Source organism: Serratia sp. 121840015-1, assembly GCF_053627655.1.
On sequence record NZ_JBSEYF010000001.1, the window covers coordinates 2,213,346 to 2,232,589 of the forward strand.

Sequence of the window (19,244 nt, forward strand, 5' to 3'; positions counted from 1 at the left end):
AGGCTTACTGAGAACATGGTAGATAAACGCGATTCCTATACGAAAGAAGACCTCGAAGCATCCGGCCGTGGCGAGCTGTTCGGCGCCGGTGGCCCACCGTTGCCGGCAGGTAACATGTTGATGATGGACCGCGTGGTCAAAATGAGCGAAGACGGCGGGACTCACAACAAAGGTTATGTGGAAGCGGAGCTGGATATTAATCCGGACCTATGGTTCTTCGGTTGCCACTTTATCGGCGATCCGGTCATGCCTGGTTGCCTGGGCCTGGATGCCATGTGGCAGTTGGTCGGTTTCTACCTCGGTTGGCTGGGCGGCGAAGGCAAAGGCCGCGCGCTGGGCGTCGGTGAAGTCAAGTTCACCGGCCAGGTGCTGCCAACCGCCAAGAAGGTGACTTACCGCATTAACTTCAAGCGCGTTATCACCCGCAAGCTGATCATGGGCGTCGCCGATGGCGAAGTGCTGGTTGACGGCGAAGTGATCTATACCGCTACCGATCTGAAAGTGGGCCTGTTCAAGGATACCGCAGCGTTCTAATCACGCTGACGAGAAGACGGCCACCGCCTTCTTTTCCAACGATCGCGCATGCCGTCACGTCTCTCGTGGCGGCATTTCTTTTATCCCTCAATGCCTTGCACCGCCTCCGCCCTCCCTTTAAGGATCTCCTGTTTACCCACCGCCAGAGCGCCTAAAGCGTACCCCGTCTATATGAATCACGCTTTCTCGCTCCTCGTCAGGCCAGCGCGAAGCAATAACCCCGCTGAGAGCGCCCTGGGTGATGCCACCTCGGAGGCCACAAACAAAAACCTCCGCCAAAGGCGGAGGTTATTCCTTTTATTTGACAGGGAGCCGCTTAAGCGGTCACAGCCCTGTCTTCCATGGCTTCTCGCCAACCTCCCAGCCATTGAGACCGGGCGTCCACTGATGATTGGTAGGGACAATGTTCCCTGGAACGCCCTAAAATACCTGCCTGATACCCTCTCGAATGCGCCCTTTCCAGACGATCGCGTTTCTGTCTCTTCATGCCTCGTTTCCCTCATTTTGGTCTGGTGGAAAGAAAACAATGGCTGCTTTTTGCGCAGCCACGAGTTATCAATAGCGCTAAAAGAAGAGAAGATCAATGCGCAAAATTCACGCCAATGTCATATTTGTGAGCTACGCCCGAGGAAAGTGCTAAGTGGCTGATCTGCCGGGAAAGGGTTTAACTTTTTGAAATGAAAAAGAAATCCCTGCCAGGGAGAAAAAAGACTTTTCACGCTGACAGGGATTAGACGATTTTAGACCAAATTATGACTAAATGCCGCCCATCTGTGCTGCGATAGCCTGGGCTTCCTGCTGCCAGCCCTGCGCCAGCGTGCGCACCAGGGCATCATAGCCGTCCTCACCCTGTTTCAACTCCAGGCTGAAAGGCCGTTTGATCAAGCGCCCCTGGCGGTTCAGCACCCACTCGCCGCGAACGATCGCCTTGCCGTCAAAGCGGCCATGGAAACCGCTGATGGTCACGTTCAGCACATCCTGATCGCTGCTCATCGGTTGCGAAGAAACCACCCAGCCTGGCAGCGCGCTGCTCAGGTTGGTGACCAGCGTTTGCTGCAGCTGCTGGTCGAGCGGGCTGGCCCACAGGTTGTTCTGGGCTATCACATACTGTACGTCGTTGGTTTGATACACCACGCCGCTCTGCGCCAGATAATCCGCCACACTCACGTGCTCCAGCCACAGCTGGCGCGTGGAAGCGCCGCTGCTGCTGGCAGCGGCCGGCGCACCCAGCGCCGGCAACTGATAGTAGGTCTTCTGTGGCGAACTGCTGCAGGCGCTGAGCAACAGCGCCAGGGCTACCGGGATCCATTTCATCATTTCGTGGCCTTCTTCGGCTGAGGGTCAGTGCTGCCGGCGGCTTCAAACACCAGCGCGTTGCTCTTCTCATTCAGGGTGCGCAGCACCGGTTGCAGCTCACGCAACACCTGGTCGAGGCGCTGCATATCGCCCACCATCTTGTTGTAAGCCGGTGAACCAGGCTGGAACCCTTTCATGCTGCGGTTCAGCTCCAGCAGCGTTTTCTGCATGTCCTGCGGCAGCGCCTGCATCTCTTTGCTGGCGATGATGTCGTTCAACGACTTCATGGTCTGCTGCGTCGACTTCATGGTTTTCTGGCTTTCCGCCAGCGTCTTCGTCGCCTCGTTGATCATCGGATTGATCGGCATCGCGTTGATCTTGTCCAGCGTCTGCATCAGTTTCTGCTGGATCTGCGCCAGCCCGCCGCTGGTGGTCGGCATCAGCGGATAACCGAACAGCTCGCGCGGCCCTTTCCACGGTTTCTCCTGCGGATAGAAGTCGAGATCGATATACAGCGAACCGGTCAGCAGGTTGGCGGACTTCATCGAGGCGCGCATGCCGCGGGACTCGGCGTCTTTCAAGTGCCCTTCGATATCGAAATTACCGCCCAGCTGTTTCTGGAAGCGATCCGGCTCGATGCGGATCAGCACCGGAATGCGGTAGTCGTTATCCAGACGCTGCGCCATGCCCTCTTTGTAGAACGGCACCTGAGCCACCGTGCCCAGGCGGATGCCGCGGAATTCGACCGGAGCGCCCGGCTGCAGGCCGCGTACCGAATCGGAGAAGAACAGCAGGTAATCCTTATGCACGGTATACAGCGAATCCTGCGTGCTGCGCTGGTTGTCGAACAGCTGGTACTCCGCCTTCTCTTTCGCCAGTTCACCGCGATCCCAGCCGTCCGGCACGTCGAAGCTGACGCCGCCGCTGAACAGGGTAGTCAGCGATCCCATCTCCACCCGCATGCCCTGCGCCGACATGTCGAACGCCACGCCGCTGTCTTTCCAGAAGCGTACGTTGGTGGTGACCAGCTGGTCGTAAGGCGCGGTGATGAACAGCTGATAGCGCATGGCGCGTTCTTTAGGATCGAAGTAGCTGGTTTCCACCGACCCGACGCGATAGCCGCGGAACAGCACCGGATCGCCGGCGTTGAGCTGGCCCGATTTCTCGCTGTCCAGCACGATGCGCAGCCCCTTGGCGTCCGGGGAGGCCAGCGGCGGCGCGTCGAGCAGCTGATAGTTGTCTTTGCCGTCTTTGCCCTTGCTGCCCGGCTGCAGTTCGATATAAGCGCCGGACAGCAGCGTGCCCAGCCCGGAGACGCCTTCACGGCCGATCTGCGGCTTCACCACCCAGAAGGCGGAGTCCTGACGCAGCAATTTCTCCATGCCGGAATTGAGACGCGCTTGCACCATCACCTTGCTCAGATCATCGCTCAGCGTGACGGTTTCCACCACGCCGACGTCCACGCTGCGGCTTTTGATTTTGGTTTTACCCGCTTCCAGCCCTTCCGCCGTCGTGGTGACCAGCGTCACCACCGGCCCCTGATGGCTGAAGTGGTAAAACAGGATCCAGGCGCCGATCAGCGCGGTCACGATGGGAATGATCCACACCGGCGACCAGCGTTTGATCTTCTCAACGTCTGCGACGCTATGATTATTTTCCGTCACCTTGCGGCTCCTTGTTGATTGTTTCACTTGCGCGATCCCAGGTCAGCCGGGGATCAAATGTCATGGCGGCGAACATGGTGAGGATCACCACCAGCGCGAACAGCACGGCGCCCGTCGCAGGATAAATGCTCATCAACTGCCCCATTCGCACCAGCGCCGACAATACGGCGATCACAAATACGTCGATCATTGACCAGCGGCCAACGAACTCGACCACTTCATAAATCAGGTGCATCCGCTCGCTGTCGGCACGCGGCTTCTTCCTGCCGTTGGCATCCCAGCACAGCCAGCCGATCGCCAGCATTTTCAGCGACGGCACCATGATACTGGCGATGAAAATCACCATCGCCACCGGATAAGAGCCGTCCCCCCACAGCAGGATCACCCCCGCCATGATGGTGGAATTCATCTTGTTGCCCAGCGCCTCGGTCACCATGATCGGCATCAGGTTGGCCGGGATATACAGCATGATGGAGGTCACCAGCAGCGCCAGCGTCCACTGCAGGCTGTGGCGGCGGCGCACGTAGCCGTTGGTGTGGCAGCGCGGGCAGCGTACCTGATTGGCCGGCAGGATCGCCGTGCAGCAGGCGCAGGAGCGTACGCCCTGGCGCATGCCGGTGCGCCCCACCGTCAGCGGACGATCGAGACGCGGCGCCGGTTCGATGTCCTGCCACAGCCAGCGCCGATCCACGCACTGGAAGGCGCGCACCTGCAGCAGGCAGAACAGGCAATAAGGCACGAAGCTGCTGCCGATGCCGATATCGCCGTAGGCCATCAGCTTGACGAAGCTGACCAGCACCCCGGCGAGGAAAATTTCCACCATGCACCAGGTTTTGAACTGGAACAGCACCCGGGCCATCCACTCTTTGAGCCCCAGCGGCAAGCGCACTTTGGCGCACAGCAGAACGATCGCCACCATGCAAAACGCCGGGATCAGCTGCACGAACACCATAAACAAGGTGGCCATACTGGCGTAATCTTCCGCCACCATGACCTCCGGGATTTGAATCAGCCGGATTTCGTTGCCGAGGCCGGCGACGCGCATGTTGATAAACGGGAAAATGTTGGCCAGCACCAGCATGAACAAGGCACTGAGCGCGTAACCGATCGGCCGCTTGCGCGGTTCGTCCCAGCGGACGCTGAGCGTGGTTTTGCAGCGCGGGCATACCGCTTTGCTGCCATAGGCCAGCGGCGGTAGCGCCACCAGCATGTCGCACTGCGGGCACAGCATCAGGTTATCCTGCTGCTCCGCCGAAGGTACGGAATGACTATGCTGCTGATGATTGTTGTGGGAACACACCATATTCCTCCTCAATAACGTTGCTCACCGGCACGTCGATACCGCCCGCAGCAGCGCGCGGGCGGTATCGCAACGGTCAGCCGTTTTTCATCGCTTCCAGCTCTTCCCAACGGGTGAAGGCCTGCTCGAGCTCCTGCTCTGCGTTAGCCAGCGCCGTCAGCACTTCTTGCGTTTCGCTGTGCGGCCGCGTGAAGAAGTCGGCATCGCTCATCTGCGCCTGCAGCGCTTCGATTTCCGCCTCCAGCTGTTCGAGCCGCTGCGGCAGCTGTTCCAGTTCGCGCAGCAGGTTGTAACTCAGCTTGGCCGCCGCTTTCTTCGGCTGTTCGGCCTTTTTCTCCGCCGCCGGTTTGCTCGCGCTCGGCGCCGCCTGACGAATCGGTTTCGCCGTGGCGCGCTGATGATGCGCATCGTAATAGCCGCCGACGAAGGCGTTGATCACGCCGTTGCCTTCAAAGATCCAGCACTCGGTCACCGAGTTGTCGACGAACTGGCGATCGTGGCTGACCAGCAGCACGGTGCCCTGATAGCCGTCGATCAGCTCTTCCAGCAGCTCCAGCGTTTCGACGTCGAGATCGTTGGTTGGTTCATCGAGGATCAGCAGATTGCTCGGTTTCAGAAACAGCTTAGCCAACAGCAGGCGGTTACGCTCACCGCCCGAAAGTGCCTTCACCGGCGTCATCGCACGTTTCGGGTGGAACAGGAAGTCCTGCAGGTAGCCCAAGACGTGACGAGGACGGCCGTTGACCATCACTTCCTGCTTGCCCTCCGCCAGGTTGTCCATCACCGTGCGCTCCGGATCGAGATCCGCGCGGTGCTGGTCGAAGTAAGCCACTTCCAGCTTGGTGCCGCAGTGCACGCGGCCGCTGTCGGCTTTCAGCTGACCGAGCATCAGTTTCAGCAGCGTAGTTTTGCCACAGCCGTTCGGCCCCACCAGCGCAATCTTGTCGCCGCGCTGTACCTGAGCGGAGAAACCGCGCACCAGCACTTTTTCGCCGACCTGATAGTTGACGTCTTCCAGCTCGAATACGATTTTGCCGGAGCGGGTCGCCTCTTCCACCTGCATCTTGGCGGTGCCCATCACTTCACGGCGCTCTGAACGCTCGACGCGCAGCGCCTTCAGCGCGCGCACGCGCCCCTCGTTACGGGTACGGCGCGCTTTGATGCCCTGACGGATCCAGACCTCTTCCTGCGCCAGCTTGCGATCGAACTCGGCGTTTTGCAGCTCTTCCACCCGCAGCGCTTCTTCTTTGCTCTGCAGATACAGATCGTAGTTGCCCGGCCAGGAAACCAGCTTGCCGCGATCCAGATCGACGATGCGCGTCGCCATGTTGCGGATAAACGAACGGTCGTGCGAGATGAAGACGATGCTGCCGTCAAACTCTTTCAGGAAGCCTTCCAGCCAGTCGATGGTTTCGATATCCAAGTGGTTGGTCGGTTCGTCGAGCAGCAGCACGCGCGGCGAGCTCACCAGCGCGCGGCCCAGTGCCGCTTTACGCAGCCAGCCGCCGGACAGCGAGGAAAGCTCGGCGTCGCCGTTCAGCCCCAGCTGCAGCAGCACTTCGCTGATGCGGCTGTCAAGCTGCCACAGCCCCTGGTGGTCGAGGATCTCCATGATTTGCGCCATGCGCGCCAGGTTTTTCTCGCTCGGATCGCTCTCCACCAGGTGGGAAATCGCATGATACGCCTTCAGGTGTTCCGCCTGCTCCGCGACGCCTTCGGCCACGAAGTCGAACACGCTGCCGCCGATATTGCGCGGCGGATCCTGTTGCAGGCGCGCCACGATCAGATCCTGTTCGTAGATCACCCGGCCGTCGTCAAGCGGGATCTCTTTGCCAAGGATCTTCAGCAGCGTGGACTTACCGGCGCCGTTGCGCCCGACCAGACACACGCGCTCGTTGTCTTCGATATGAATTTCGGTGTTGTCTAAAAGCGGCGCATCGCTGAAAGAGAGCCAGGCACCGGACATGCTGATTAACGACATAGTAATTATTTTCCTTCGCCGGCGTGAGTCACCAGCCAGCAGTTGTGGATCTGACGGTTACGGGCAAAGTCCTGCGACAGCGTCTTGGCGGTGATCTCTTTCGCCTCCAGGCCCAGCGCGCTCAGCCCTGCCATATCCATTTGGAAACCGCGCTTGTTGTTCGAGAACATGATGGTTCCGTTACGGCGCAGCAACCGTTTCAAATCTTTCATCAGCGCCAGATGATCGCGCTGCACGTCAAAAGTGTTCTCCATCCGCTTGGAGTTGGAGAACGTCGGCGGATCGATGAAGATCACGTCGAACTGTTCGTTGGCGTTGCTCAGCCACGACAGGCAGTCGGCCTGGATCAACCGATGCTGACGGCCGGTCAGGCCGTTGGCGCGCAGGTTCTTCTCCGCCCATTCCAGATAGGTACGCGACATGTCCACCGTGGTGGTGCTGCGCGCGCCGCCCAGCCCGGCGTGCACGCTGGCGGTGCCAGTATAGGCGAACAGGTTGAGGAAGTCCTTGCCGTTGCTCATCTCGCCCAGCATGCGGCGCGCGATGCGGTGATCGAGGAACAGGCCGGTATCGAGATAGTCGGTCAGGTTGACCCACAGCTTGGCGTTATACTCTTCCACCAGCAGGAATTCGCCTTTCTGCGCCAGTTTCTCGTACTGGTTCTTACCCTTCTGCCGCTCGCGGGTTTTCAGGATCAGCTGATTCGACGGCAATTCCAGCACCGCCAGCGTCGCGTTGATCACATCGAACAGGCGCTGACGCGCTTTTTGCGCATCGACGGTTTTCGGCGGCGCATATTCCTGCACCACCACCTTGCTGCCGTAGCGGTCCACCGCGACGTTGTATTCTGGCAGATCGGCATCGTACAGGCGGTAGCATTCAATGCCCTGCTGTTTCGCCCACTTGTCGAGCTTCTTCAAGTTCTTGCGCAGACGGTTGGCGAAATCTTCCGCCACCTGCACGCCGCCGGTAGTGGCGCCGGCCGGGTTCGCCGCCAGCTGATAGTTTTTCTGCACGCACTCCAGCGGGCCGTTTTTCGCCTTGAACTGGCGCTCGGCGCGCAGCTGCAGGCAGCTCAACAGCTCCGGCGAGGCGCTGAACAGCGAAAGCTGCCAGCCGCCGAAGGCGCTTTTCATCACGCGGCCCAGCATGTTGTGCAGCGCGATCAGCGCCGGTTCGCTTTCCAGACGCTCACCGTACGGCGGGTTGCTGATCACGGTGCCGTGCGGGCCTTCCGGCAGCGGATTGGTCAAGCGCGCCACGTCGCCGACGTTGAAGGTGATCAGCTCGGCGACGCCGGCGCGGCGGGCGTTGCCGCGCGCCATTTCAATCACCCGACGATCGATATCGGAGCCGAAGAAGCGAGAGGCGGTTTCCTGCAGGCCGCGGCGTGCGCGCACCTGCGCTTCGGTGGTGACTTCACGCCACAGTTCGGCGTTGTGGCCGTTCCAGGCGCTGAAGCCCCAGTGTTGGCGGTGCAGGCCCGGCGCGCGATCGGCAGCGATCATTGCCGCTTCGATCAAGAGCGTGCCGGAGCCGCACATCGGATCGAGCATCGGCGTGCCCGGCTGCCAGCCGGAACGCAGCACGATGGCGGCCGCCAGGTTTTCCTTCAGCGGCGCCTGGCCGGTGAGATCGCGGTAGCCGCGCTGGTGCAGGCCTTCGCCGCTCAGATCGAGCGCCACGCTGGCCATATCGCGCTGCAGGAAGACGTTAACGCGAATATCCGGCTGCTGCTTGGCAACCGTTGGGCGTTGGTCAAGTTTACGGGTGAAGCTGTCGACGATGGCGTCTTTCACCTTCAGTGCGCCATATTGGCTGTTGCGGATCTCTTCGTTCACGCCGCTGAAATGTACGGCAAAGGTTTTATCCACGCCAAAAATACTCGGCCAGTCGATCGCCTGCACCCCAAGGTACAGATCCAGATCGCTGTGCACGCGGAATTCGTTCAGCGGCAACAGAATGCGCGAAGCCAGGCGGCTCCACAGCAGGCTTTGGTACAGAAGACGATCGTCACCCTGAAAATGTACCCCACCCTGCACCACTTTGCAGTCGTGAGCGCCAAGCGCTTCCAGCTCGCTTTTTAACAGTTCTTCCAATCCACGCGCCGTGCTGGCAAACAGAGAGTTCATATCGTACTTATCACCAAAAAGAAAATTGTTGCGCATTATAGCTAATCCGCACCGCTTGTCATAAAGTTGCTCCCTTCTATTTAATAATCGCACGGAGATAAGGGTGATCACGCTTTCCAGACTCTACGTCCATCCGGTTAAATCACTGCGCGGTCTGCAGCTTTCTTACGCCCAGGTCGGTAGCAGCGGTCTGGCCTTCGACCGCAACTTTATGATCACCGAGCCGGATGGCACCTTTATTACCGCGCGCCAATACCCGCAGATGGTGCTGTTCACGCCGGCGCTGCTGCCAGACGGGCTATTCCTGACCGCACCGGACGGCGAAAGCGCCGCCATTCGCTTCAGCGACTTCGCCGCCGCGCCGCAGCCGACCGAGGTATGGGGCAACCATTTCACCGCGCTGATCGCGCCGGATGAGATCAACCGCTGGCTGAGCGGCTATTTCCAGCGTGACGTACAGCTGCGCTGGCTGGGGCCGGAGTTGACCCGCCGGGTGAAGAAGCACCCCGAAATCCCGCTGACGTTTGCCGACGGCTATCCTTATTTGCTGATTAACCAGGCTTCGTTCAACGATCTGCAGCAGCGTTGCCCCGGCAGCATCAAGCTGGAGCAGTTCCGCCCCAATCTGGTGGTGAGCGGCGCAACCGCCTGGGCCGAGGACGGCTGGCAGGTGATCCGCGTCGGCGACGTCATGTTCGATCTGGTGAAACCCTGCAGCCGCTGCGTGCTCACCACCGTCAGCACCGAGCGCGGCCGCAAGCACCCGAGCGGCGAACCGCTGAGCACGCTGCAAAAATTCCGTTCCGCCGACAACGGCGACATCGATTTTGGCCAGAATATGATCGCGCGTAACAGCGGCATCATTCGCGTGGGCGATACGGTGGAAGTGCTGTCGACCAAGCCGCCGCGCCCTTATGGCGCCGGGAAAGTGGTGGAGAGCGTGCAAGCGCCGCAAGACAGCGAGCACAGCGTCACTATCGAATACGAAGGAAAGGTGTTTACCGGCAACAACCAGCAGATCCTGCTCGAACAGCTGGAACAGCAAGGCATTCGCGTCCCTTACTCCTGCCGCGCCGGGATTTGCGGCAGCTGCCGCATTACGTTGCTGAGCGGTGACGTCGCGCCCCTGAAGAAAAGCGCGCTGGGCGACAACGGCACCATCCTGTGCTGCAGCTGCATCCCGAAAAGTGATTTGACCCTGGCGTAATCCGCCTTATACCGCCCTGTCGTAAGCCGGGGCGGCGCTTTCATCCTGCGCGCAGGGTTTCAACCGATCGTGCATCACCTTGATGGCATCGCCCAATACCATGGTGCGGCCAGCGACCGTCAGCTGATTTTGCGCCAGCAGGCACAGGCTGGCGTTATCCCCGGCCTCTACCACCAGCAGGCGCGCTTCCGCGCCGCTTTCCATCACTTTCACCGCCGCCAGCTCGCCGTTTTTCGGCTGCAACGGATAATGCTGCTGCGAAAAATGCCAGCTCTTCGGCATCAGCGGTTTCAGGAAACGGTAGGCGACCAGCGCATTCAACACCAGCTCGGCGCGCTGCTCATGGCTGAGTTTGACCTGTTTGCACTGTTCTTCATAGGTGAAATAAAGGGCAGCGTCGTCCACGCAAAAAGCGCATTCATCGAAGGCGTCCGGCGTTAACATTTTGGCCGGGAAACGTGAACGAAAGATCATACCATTAGCTAAATCCAGCATTAGCCGATCGTGTTCGGCATCAAAATACCAACGCCAATTATCGTCAGGTTTTATCTTCATTTCGTATCCTTCTCGCTGCCTATGCCAACGCCGCACTCACCCTAAAAGGCGATTTTATCACCGATAAAATAGCTTAAACATCGGATAATTCCGCGAACGATATTTATGCTAACGAACAAAATATAGACGAGCCGGGGGCAGAAATAAACCCCCGGAATAAAATGAGAGGAAAAATATTAGATATGGGTAACGATATCTTTAATCAAACGTGGGCCATGATAGATAAATCCGGAATAAATTTGCAGCAGGCTCGCGCCGGCCTCCATTTTTTCGCGCGCCGCCGTCAGCGAATCGATGCCGCCCACGCCGATAATCGGCAGGCGCCCTTGCAGTTCGGTGGAGAGACGACGGATCACTTCGGTGCTGCGTGATTGCAACGGACGCCCACTTAACCCGCCCGCTTGTTCGCAGTAATTCAGCCCCTGGATTAATTTTCGATCCAACGTGGTATTGGTGGCGATCACGCCATCGATATTATGCCGCACCAGGCTATCGGCAATTTGGATCAATTCTTCTTCTGAAAGATCCGGCGCGATCTTTACCGCCACCGGCACATATTTGTGATGGCGCGCATGTAATTCCTGCTGCTTATTTTTAATCGCCGCCAAAAGATCGTCCAGCGCTTCGCCATACTGTAAGGATCGTAACCCCGGCGTATTCGGTGAAGAGATGTTAATCGCGATATAACCGGCATACGGATAAACTTTATCCATGCAGATCAAATAATCGTCTTTGCCCTGTTCGACCGGGGTGTCTTTATTCTTGCCGATATTGATCCCAAGAATGCCGCCGAAATGGGATTTCTTAACGTTTTCAACCAGATTGTCCACGCCATGGTTATTGAACCCCATGCGGTTGATCAGGCCTTCCGCCTCGACCACGCGGAACAAGCGCGGCTTGTCGTTGCCCGGTTGCGGGCGCGGCGTCACGGTGCCGACTTCCACATGGCCGAAGCCCATCGCGCCGAACGCATCGATGCACTCGCCGTTTTTATCCAGACCGGCGGCCAATCCCAGCGGGTTTTTAAACGACAGCCCCATGCAGCTGACCGGTTTGGTCGGCACGGACTGGCGAACAAGAAACGCTAATGGGGTGCCGGTAATACGGCTGAGCTGACGAAAGGTCACTTCGTGCGCACGTTCCGGATCGAGCTGGAACAACGCTTTCCTGATGAGGGGGTAGTACATGGACTCTCCTGATTTCCCGGTTGCAAACCGGGGGCGTATTATCCGGTATCCCCCGCCCAATTGGAATTGATTAAAGGCAAAAAAAGCCGTTTTTACGCAACCGTTTTCCCGCTTCGCCGCCAAATCGGCGCCAATCCGCTTTTGCGCATATCGAAATCAAAAAATGAGATTTAAAAAACGCGCCCGATTGCTGGTAGGTTTAAAACACTTCCTGTTGATTTTCTAATTAAACCTAACTTTTAGTTATAAGGAGTGGCAATGCGCGTTATATCACTGGCCGGCAGCCCACGCATCCCATCACGTTCCGCCGCACTGCTCGCGCTGAGCCAGAACTGGCTGCGGCAGCAAGGGGTGGAAGTGACGGCTTATACCCTGCACGACTTCGATGCCGAAGACCTGCTGTATGCCAACTTCAACAGCCCGGCGATCAAGGCGTTTGCCGACCAGCTGGCGCAGGCCGACGGCCTGCTGATTTCCACGCCGGTTTATAAAGCGTCGTTTTCCGGCGCGCTGAAGACCTTGCTGGATCTGCTGCCGGAACGCGCTCTGGATCATAAGGTAGTGCTGCCGCTGGCAACCGGCGGTTCGATCGGCCACATGCTGGCGGTGGACTATGCGCTCAAACCGGTGCTGGCAGCGTTGAAAGCGCAGGAAGTGCTGCACGGCGTATTCGCCGACGACAGCCAGGTCCAACTGACCGGTGAAGGCGCCACGCTCACCGACGCCGTCGCTACCCGGCTGGAAGAGGCGTTGGCCAGTTTTTATCTGGCGCTTGGCCGCCGCAAACCGCCCGCGCTGCGCGTCGCCTCGCCGCTGGCGGCACGTCAGACCGCCTGAAAGGCCTGGAAAAGGAGAGCCTGAATGAAAAAACGCATCGCTTTACGGCGCTGGCTGAGCGCCGCTACCCTCACTGGCCTGCTGTCGCTGGTCTGGGCCAATGCCGCCGCTGCGCAGGATCCGGCGCAGTTCCGCATCGGCTACCAAAAAGGATCGGTCAGCCTGGTGCTGGCGAAGAGCCACCGGCTGCTGGAGGAACGTTTCCCCGCCACCCGCATCAGCTGGATCGAGTTTCCCGCCGGCCCGCAGATGCTGGAGGCCTTGAACGTCGGCAGCATAGATCTGGGCAGCACCGGAGATATTCCGCCGATCTTCGCGCAGGCGGCCGGCGCTGACCTGCTGTATGTCGGCGTTGAGCCGCCCAAACCCAAGGCGGAAGTGATCCTGGTGCCGGAAAACAGCCCGATAAAAAACGTCGCCGATCTGAAAGGCCATAAGGTCGCCTTCCAGAAAGGATCCAGTTCGCACAATCTGCTGCTGCGATCGCTGCAAAAGGCCGGCCTGCAGTTCACCGATATCCAGCCCGCCTATCTGACGCCCGCCGATGCGCGCGCCGCCTTCCAACAGGGCAACGTCGACGCCTGGGCCATCTGGGATCCTTATTATTCCGCCGCGCTGCTACAGGGCGGCGTGCGAGTGCTCGGCGACGGCACCGATCTGAACCAGACCGGTTCCTTCTATCTGGCGGCGCGCCCCTATGTCGAAGCCAACGGCGCCTTTATCAGCCAGGTCTTGACGGTGCTGACCCAGGCCGATGCGCTCACCCGCAGCGACCGGGCGCAAAGCGTGACCCTGCTGGCTAACGCCATGGGGCTGCCGGAACCGGTGATCGCCAGCTATCTGGATCACCGCCCGCCGACCGCCATCACACCGCTCGATGCGCGGACGATCGCCGCGCAGCAGCAAACCGCCGACCTGTTTTACGCCAACCGGCTGGTGCCGGTGAAGGTTGACATCTCGCAACGCATCTGGCGCCCAAGCGCACAATAACTCATGGGAGAAGATTAACGATGAGCCTGAACGTTTTCTGGTTTTTACCCACCCACGGCGACGGCCACTATCTTGGCAGCGCACAGGGCGCGCGCAGCGTCGATCACGGTTATTTGCAGCAGATCGCCCAGGCGGCGGATCGGCTGGGATTCGGTGGGGTACTGATCCCCACCGGCCGCTCGTGCGAAGACTCCTGGCTGGTGGCCGCCTCGCTGATCCCGGTCACCCAGCGGCTGAAGTTTTTGGTCGCGCTGCGGCCGGGCATCATCTCCCCTACGCTGGCGGCGCGCCAGGCGGCGACGCTGGATCGCCTGTCCAATGGGCGTGCGCTGTTCAATCTGGTCACCGGCGGCGATCCGGAAGAGCTGGCGGCCGAGGGGCTGCACCTGAGCCATGAAGAGCGCTACGAAGCCTCAACCGAGTTCACCCATATCTGGCGCCGGGTGCTGGAAGGCGAAACCGTCGATTTCGACGGCAAGCATATTCAGGTGAAAGGCGCCAAACTGCTCTTCCCGCCGGTGCAGCAGCCGCGCCCGCCGCTCTATTTCGGCGGATCCTCCGCCGCCGCGCAGGATCTGGCCGCCGAACAGGTAGAACTGTATCTCACCTGGGGAGAGCCGCCGGCGCAGGTTAAAGAGAAGATCGAAGAGGTGCGCGCCAAAGCAGCGGCGAAAGGCCGCCAGGTACGCTTCGGTATCCGCCTGCATGTCATCGTGCGTGAAACCACCGAAGAGGCCTGGCGCGCCGCCGACCGGCTGATCGCGCACCTCGATGAGGAAACCATCGCTAACGCGCAGCAGGCCTTTGCGCGTTTCGACTCCGTCGGCCAACGGCGCATGGCGGCGCTACACGGCGGCAAAAAGGATAACCTGGAGATCAGCCCGAACCTGTGGGCCGGCATCGGCCTGGTGCGCGGCGGCGCCGGCACCGCGCTGGTGGGCGACGGCCCGACGGTCGCGGCGCGCATGCAGGAATATGCCGATCTGGGCATCGACACCTTTATTCTCTCCGGCTATCCACATCTGGAAGAGGCCTACCGCGTCGGCGAACTGCTGTTCCCGCACCTCGATCTGGCGCAGGAGGAAACGCCCGCGCGCCTTCAGCCGGTGCGCCCGCAGGGCGAAGTGGTGGCCAACATCTATGTTCCGCAAAAAGTGTCGCAGAGCTGAGGAGCGCCCCGATGGCAAAGAACGCGCAACGCATCCTGTATCGGCTGGCCCCCTGGGCGCTGCCGCTGGCGCTGGTGATCCTCTGGCAGATCGCCGTCGAAACCGGCTGGCTGTCCAACCGCATTTTACCGGCGCCGAGCGCAGTGCTGGCCGCCTTCTGGAGCCTGAGCCAAAGCGGCGAACTGTGGCAGCATCTGAGCATCAGCAGCCAGCGCGCGTTGATCGGCTTTGCCATCGGCGGCAGCATCGGGCTTACCCTCGGCTTTATTACCGGGCTGTCGCGCTGGGGCGAACGCCTGCTGGACAGCTCGGTGCAAATGATCCGCAACGTGCCGCACCTGGCGCTGATCCCGTTGGTGATCCTGTGGTTCGGCATCGATGAATCCGCCAAGATCTTTCTGGTGGCGCTCGGTACGCTGTTCCCGATTTATCTCAATACCTACCACGGCATCAAAAACATCGATCGCGGCCTGTTGGAGATGGCCCGCAGCTACGGCCTGAGCGGTTTCCGCCTGTTTACACAGGTGGTGCTGCCGGGCGCGCTGCCGTCGATTATGGTTGGCGTGCGTTTCGCTCTCGGCTTCATGTGGCTGACGCTGATCGTCGCCGAAACCATCTCGGCCAATTCGGGCATCGGCTATCTGGCGATGAACGCGCGTGAATTTCTGCAAACCGATGTGGTAGTGGTGGCCATCGTGCTGTACGCCCTGCTCGGCAAGCTGGCGGACGTGGGCGCGCAGCTGCTGGAGCGCGTCTGGTTGCGCTGGCATCCGGCCTATCAACTGAAACAGGGAGAAGCACTATGACCCTTCCCGCTCGCCTTGCGCAAGGCACGCCGGTGACGCTGGAGTCCATCGGCAAAGGTTACGGCAACCGCACAGTGCTGGACAATATTCAGCTGCACATCTCCGCCGGGCAGTTCGTGGCGGTGGTCGGCCGCAGCGGCTGCGGCAAAAGCACCCTGCTGCGCCTGCTGGCCGGCCTGGAACAGGCCAGCAGCGGCGTGCTGCTCAGCGGCAACGCGCCGCTTGCCGCCGTTAAAGAGGATACCCGGCTGATGTTTCAGGATGCGCGCCTGCTGCCGTGGAAAACAGTGATCGACAACGTGGGGCTGGGGCTGCGCGGCCAGTGGCGCGATGCGGCGCTGCAGGCGCTGGACGCGGTCGGCTTGGCGGATCGCGCCCGCGACTGGCCGGCAGCGCTGTCCGGCGGGCAAAAGCAACGGGTCGCCCTGGCGCGCGCGCTGATCCACCGCCCTCGCCTGCTGCTGTTGGACGAACCGCTCGGGGCGCTGGATGCCCTGACGCGCATCGAGATGCAGGGGCTGATAGAAACGCTGTGGCAACAGCACGGTTTTACCGTGCTGTTGGTCACGCACGACGTCAGCGAAGCCATCGCGCTGGCGGATCGGGTGATCCTGATTGAAGAGGGGCGTATCGGGCTGGATCTCTCCCTCGATCTGCCGCGGCCGCGCCGCAAAGGCTCGGCCCGGCTGGCGGAACTGGAAGCCGAAGTGCTGGAACGGGTATTATCGCCGCCGGTTACCGGGGCCAGCCCGCGCCAGGCGGCGAATTGAACGGATAAAAAAAGGGACGGCAAAAGCCGTCCCTTGATCTATTCAGCGTGAAAAAATCAGGCGTCGAGCGCCTTGCTGATCTTCTCGTACAGATCGCCGGACAGGTTTTCCAACCCTTTCAACTGTTCCAGCGCCTTGCGCATCAGCGCCTGGCGGCCCGCGTCGTAACGCTTCAGGCGAATCAGCGGTTCAATCAGGCGCGCGGCGATCTGCGGGTTACGCTGGTTGAGATCGCTGAGGATCTCCGCCAGGAACTGATAGCCGCTGCCGTCCGCCGCATGGAACGCCGCCGGGTTACCGGAAGCGAAGCCGCCGATCAACGAGCGGGTGCGGTTCGGGTTGCTCAGGCTGAACGAGCGGTGTTGCAACAGCGCACGCACCTTGCTCAGCACGTCTGCCGCCGGGCTGCTGCCCTGCAGCACGAACCATTTGTCCATCACCAGGCCATCCTGATGCCAGCGCTCGTCGAACGCCGCCAGCAGCGCATCGCGGCACGGCAGCTGGGCCGCGACCGCGGCGGACAGCGCCGCCAACGAATCGGTCATGTTATCCGCCTGGCGATACTGTTCGCTCACCAGCTGATCCGCAAGCGCCACATCTTCGCCGAACGCCAGGTAGCCCAGGCAAACATTGCGCAAGGCGCGCTTGGCGATCTCGGCGTGCTCGACGCGGTAGCCGTCGGTCTTGTTGGCGTGATACACCGCCAGCCACTCATCGGCCAACTCACGCGCCAGGCAGCGTACTATCGCTTCGTGCACCGCAGCGATCGCTTCCGGATCGATGGTGGCGAACAGCTCGGCGATTTCGTTCTCAGACGGCAGCGTCAGGATCTGCGCCGCCAGCGCCGGATCCAGTTTTTCGTCCAGCAGCACCGCGCGGAACGCATCGGCCACGTGCAGCGGCAGCGACAACGGCTGCTTCTGCTGGTGCCGCGCCACGTTCAGCTTGATATAGGTCGCCAGCAGGCTCTGCGCCGCATCCCAGCGCGCAAATTCATTGCGCGCGTGCTGCATCAGGAAGGTCAGCTGCTGGTCGCTGTACGGATAGTCCAGCTTCACCGGCGCAGAGAATTCGCGCAGCAGCGACGGCACCGGCTTGTGCGCCACGCCGTCGAACACGAAGGTCTGCTCCGCTTCGGTGACGTTCAGCACGTTGTTGACCGGCAGACCGCCCTTTTGCAGTGGAATGACGTTGCCTTCGCTGTCGTACAGTTCGATATCCAGCGGGATATGCAGCGGCAACTTCTCCGGCTGATCGGCGGTTGGCGCGGTTTTCTGGCTGACATGCAGGCGATACTGCTGGGTTTCCGCGTCGTATTCGTCGCGTACCGTCAACAGCGGCGTGCCGGACTGGCTATACCAACGGCGGAAGCGCGAGAGATCGACGTTGGACGCATCCTCCATCGCCTGCACGAAATCGTCGCAGGTGGCGGCGCTGCCGTCGTGGCGTTCGAAATAGAGCTGCATCCCTTTCTGGAAGTTCGCTTCCCCCAGCAAGGTGTGCATCATGCGGATCACTTCGGAACCCTTTTCATACACCGTCAGGGTGTAGAAGTTGTTCATCTCGATCACTTTGTCCGGGCGGATGGCGTGCGCCATCGGGCTGGCGTCTTCGGCGAACTGCGCGCCGCGCATCACGCGCACGTTATCGATGCGGTTGACCGAACGCGATCCCAGATCGGAACTGAACTCCTGATCGCGGAACACCGTCAGCCCCTCTTTCAGGCTGAGCTGGAACCAGTCGCGGCAGGTCACGCGGTTACCGGTCCAGTTGTGGAAGTATTCGTGGCCGATCACCGCTTCGATGTTCAGGTAGTCCTTGTCGGTGGCGGTTTCTGCCTTCGCCAGCACATATTTGGAGTTAAAGATATTTAACCCTTTGTTCTCCATCGCGCCCATATTGAAGAAATCGACCGCCACAATCATATAAATGTCGAGATCGTATTCCAGGCCGAAGCGGGTCTCGTCCCACTTCATCGAGTTCTTCAGCGACGTCATCGCCCAGTCGGCGCGATCCAGGTTGCCGCGATCGACGAACAGCTCCAGCGCGACCTTACGGCCGGAGCGGGTGGTGAAGCTGTCGCGCAGCACGTCGAAGTCCCCCGCTACCAGCGCGAACAGGTAGCAAGGTTTCGGGAACGGATCCTGCCATTGCACCCAGTGGCGGCCATCGGCCAATTCGCCCTGGCCGATGCGGTTGCCGTTCGACAGCAGGAACGGATAGCGCGCCTTGTCGGCCACGATGCGGGTAGTAAAGCGTGCCAGCACATCCGGGCGGTCCTGATAATAGGTAATGTGGTGGAAGCCTTCGGCTTCGCATTGCGTGCACAGCGCATCGCCGGACAGGTACAGCCCTTCCAGCGCGGTGTTTTTCGCCGGGTGAATGTCGTTGACGATGGTAAGAGTGAATTGTGCCGGCAACTCTTCGATGATCAGTTGGTTATCCTGCTGACGATAGGCGCTCCACGGTTGACCGTCGACCTGAATGCTCACCAGCGTCAGATCTTCGCCATCCAGCACCAGCGGGGCGCCGGCCGTGCCCTGACGTTTGATTTTACTGACGGCGGTCACGCGCGTGGTTTCCGCGTCCAGACTGAAGTCCAAATCGATATCGGTCGTGGTGTAATCAGGCGCGCGATAATCGTGGCGATATTTTGCCTGTGGCTGTTGTGTCATAAAAACCCTTAAACGTCTCAGTGAGTTATAGGTGCAGGCCGCTCTTCTCCTCCGCGCCGCAGCTGGTGTGTTCCCCTGCGGCGCACGGCGGACCTGATTGTGAATAAACTGTATCACAGCTGGCCGAAAAGCCCAGAGCCG

The 19,244-nt window shown here is 60.3% G+C and carries 16 protein-coding genes; 7 read left to right on the forward strand and 9 right to left on the reverse strand.

Annotated elements, in window-relative coordinates; genetic code table 11:
• Window positions 1-15 precede the first annotated feature (15 nt).
• Complete coding sequence (gene fabA, locus ACUXAC_RS10855; protein ID WP_049200448.1) at window positions 16-534, forward strand: bifunctional 3-hydroxydecanoyl-ACP dehydratase/trans-2-decenoyl-ACP isomerase; 519 nt, start codon at window positions 16-18, stop codon at window positions 532-534.
• Window positions 535-850: 316 nt separating this feature from the next.
• Here the strand turns inward: fabA and rmf are convergent, their stop codons facing one another.
• The 6 genes from rmf to rlmKL form a co-directional block, all read right to left on the reverse strand.
• Window positions 851-1,021, reverse strand: coding sequence for a ribosome modulation factor (gene rmf / locus ACUXAC_RS10860; protein ID WP_004928150.1), 171 nt, complete (start codon window positions 1,019-1,021; stop codon window positions 851-853).
• 269 nt (window positions 1,022-1,290) lie between these two features.
• Complete coding sequence (gene pqiC / locus ACUXAC_RS10865) at window positions 1,291-1,851, reverse strand: membrane integrity-associated transporter subunit PqiC (protein ID WP_049272921.1); 561 nt, start codon at window positions 1,849-1,851, stop codon at window positions 1,291-1,293.
• Entirely contained in the window at window positions 1,848-3,494 is a 1,647-nt protein-coding gene (pqiB, locus tag ACUXAC_RS10870; RefSeq protein WP_060440264.1) for an intermembrane transport protein PqiB, read from the reverse strand. Before pqiB ends, pqiC begins: the two co-directional genes overlap by 4 nt.
• The gene (gene pqiA / locus ACUXAC_RS10875) at window positions 3,481-4,725 is read right to left on the reverse strand and encodes a membrane integrity-associated transporter subunit PqiA (RefSeq protein ID WP_454266711.1); all 1,245 of its coding nucleotides are present in this window, start codon (window positions 4,723-4,725) and stop codon (window positions 3,481-3,483) included. Before pqiA ends, pqiB begins: the two co-directional genes overlap by 14 nt.
• 145 nt (window positions 4,726-4,870) lie before the next feature.
• Window positions 4,871-6,775 carry an ABC transporter ATP-binding protein gene (locus tag ACUXAC_RS10880; RefSeq protein ID WP_070913944.1) on the reverse strand — a complete coding sequence of 635 codons (1,905 nt, stop codon included), beginning with the start codon at window positions 6,773-6,775 and terminating at the stop codon, window positions 4,871-4,873.
• A 5-nt stretch (window positions 6,776-6,780) separates the two neighbouring features.
• A complete protein-coding gene (gene rlmKL / locus ACUXAC_RS10885; RefSeq protein ID WP_087762369.1) occupies window positions 6,781-8,907 on the reverse strand; it encodes a bifunctional 23S rRNA (guanine(2069)-N(7))-methyltransferase RlmK/23S rRNA (guanine(2445)-N(2))-methyltransferase RlmL in 2,127 nt (708 codons plus the stop codon).
• A 103-nt stretch (window positions 8,908-9,010) separates the two neighbouring features.
• Between rlmKL and ACUXAC_RS10890 the strand changes: the two genes are divergently transcribed.
• A complete protein-coding gene (locus ACUXAC_RS10890) occupies window positions 9,011-10,114 on the forward strand; it encodes a YcbX family protein (RefSeq protein ID WP_141969720.1) in 1,104 nt (367 codons plus the stop codon).
• 6 nt (window positions 10,115-10,120) lie between these two features.
• Here the strand turns inward: ACUXAC_RS10890 and ACUXAC_RS10895 are convergent, their stop codons facing one another.
• Both ACUXAC_RS10895 and pyrD read right to left on the reverse strand, forming a co-directional pair.
• Window positions 10,121-10,669 carry a cell division protein ZapC gene (locus tag ACUXAC_RS10895; RefSeq protein WP_004928171.1) on the reverse strand — a complete coding sequence of 183 codons (549 nt, stop codon included), beginning with the start codon at window positions 10,667-10,669 and terminating at the stop codon, window positions 10,121-10,123.
• Window positions 10,670-10,845: 176 nt separating this feature from the next.
• A complete protein-coding gene (gene pyrD / locus ACUXAC_RS10900; protein WP_019454516.1) occupies window positions 10,846-11,856 on the reverse strand; it encodes a quinone-dependent dihydroorotate dehydrogenase in 1,011 nt (336 codons plus the stop codon).
• A 258-nt stretch (window positions 11,857-12,114) separates the two neighbouring features.
• Here pyrD and ssuE point away from each other — a divergent pair, with 258 nt between their 5' ends.
• The 5 genes from ssuE to ssuB are packed head-to-tail and all read left to right on the forward strand — an operon-like array spanning window position 12,115 to window position 16,428.
• Entirely contained in the window at window positions 12,115-12,693 is a 579-nt protein-coding gene (gene ssuE, locus ACUXAC_RS10905; RefSeq protein WP_060440267.1) for an NADPH-dependent FMN reductase, read from the forward strand.
• Between the two features lie 24 nt (window positions 12,694-12,717).
• On the forward strand, window positions 12,718-13,683 hold the full coding sequence (locus ACUXAC_RS10910) for a sulfonate ABC transporter substrate-binding protein (RefSeq protein WP_060421805.1): 966 nt from the start codon (window positions 12,718-12,720) through the stop codon (window positions 13,681-13,683).
• A 20-nt stretch (window positions 13,684-13,703) separates the two neighbouring features.
• On the forward strand, window positions 13,704-14,852 hold the full coding sequence (gene ssuD / locus ACUXAC_RS10915; RefSeq protein ID WP_060440269.1) for an FMNH2-dependent alkanesulfonate monooxygenase: 1,149 nt from the start codon (window positions 13,704-13,706) through the stop codon (window positions 14,850-14,852).
• Window positions 14,853-14,863: 11 nt separating this feature from the next.
• Window positions 14,864-15,658 carry an aliphatic sulfonate ABC transporter permease SsuC gene (gene ssuC / locus ACUXAC_RS10920; RefSeq protein WP_060440270.1) on the forward strand — a complete coding sequence of 265 codons (795 nt, stop codon included), beginning with the start codon at window positions 14,864-14,866 and terminating at the stop codon, window positions 15,656-15,658.
• A complete protein-coding gene (gene ssuB, locus ACUXAC_RS10925; protein WP_060440271.1) occupies window positions 15,655-16,428 on the forward strand; it encodes an aliphatic sulfonates ABC transporter ATP-binding protein in 774 nt (257 codons plus the stop codon). The genes ssuC and ssuB overlap by 4 nt, the downstream gene beginning before the upstream one ends.
• A 56-nt stretch (window positions 16,429-16,484) precedes the next feature.
• Here ssuB and pepN read toward each other — a convergent pair whose 3' ends face one another.
• On the reverse strand, window positions 16,485-19,103 hold the full coding sequence (gene pepN, locus ACUXAC_RS10930; RefSeq protein ID WP_087762280.1) for an aminopeptidase N: 2,619 nt from the start codon (window positions 19,101-19,103) through the stop codon (window positions 16,485-16,487).
• Window positions 19,104-19,244: the final 141 nt, after the last annotated feature.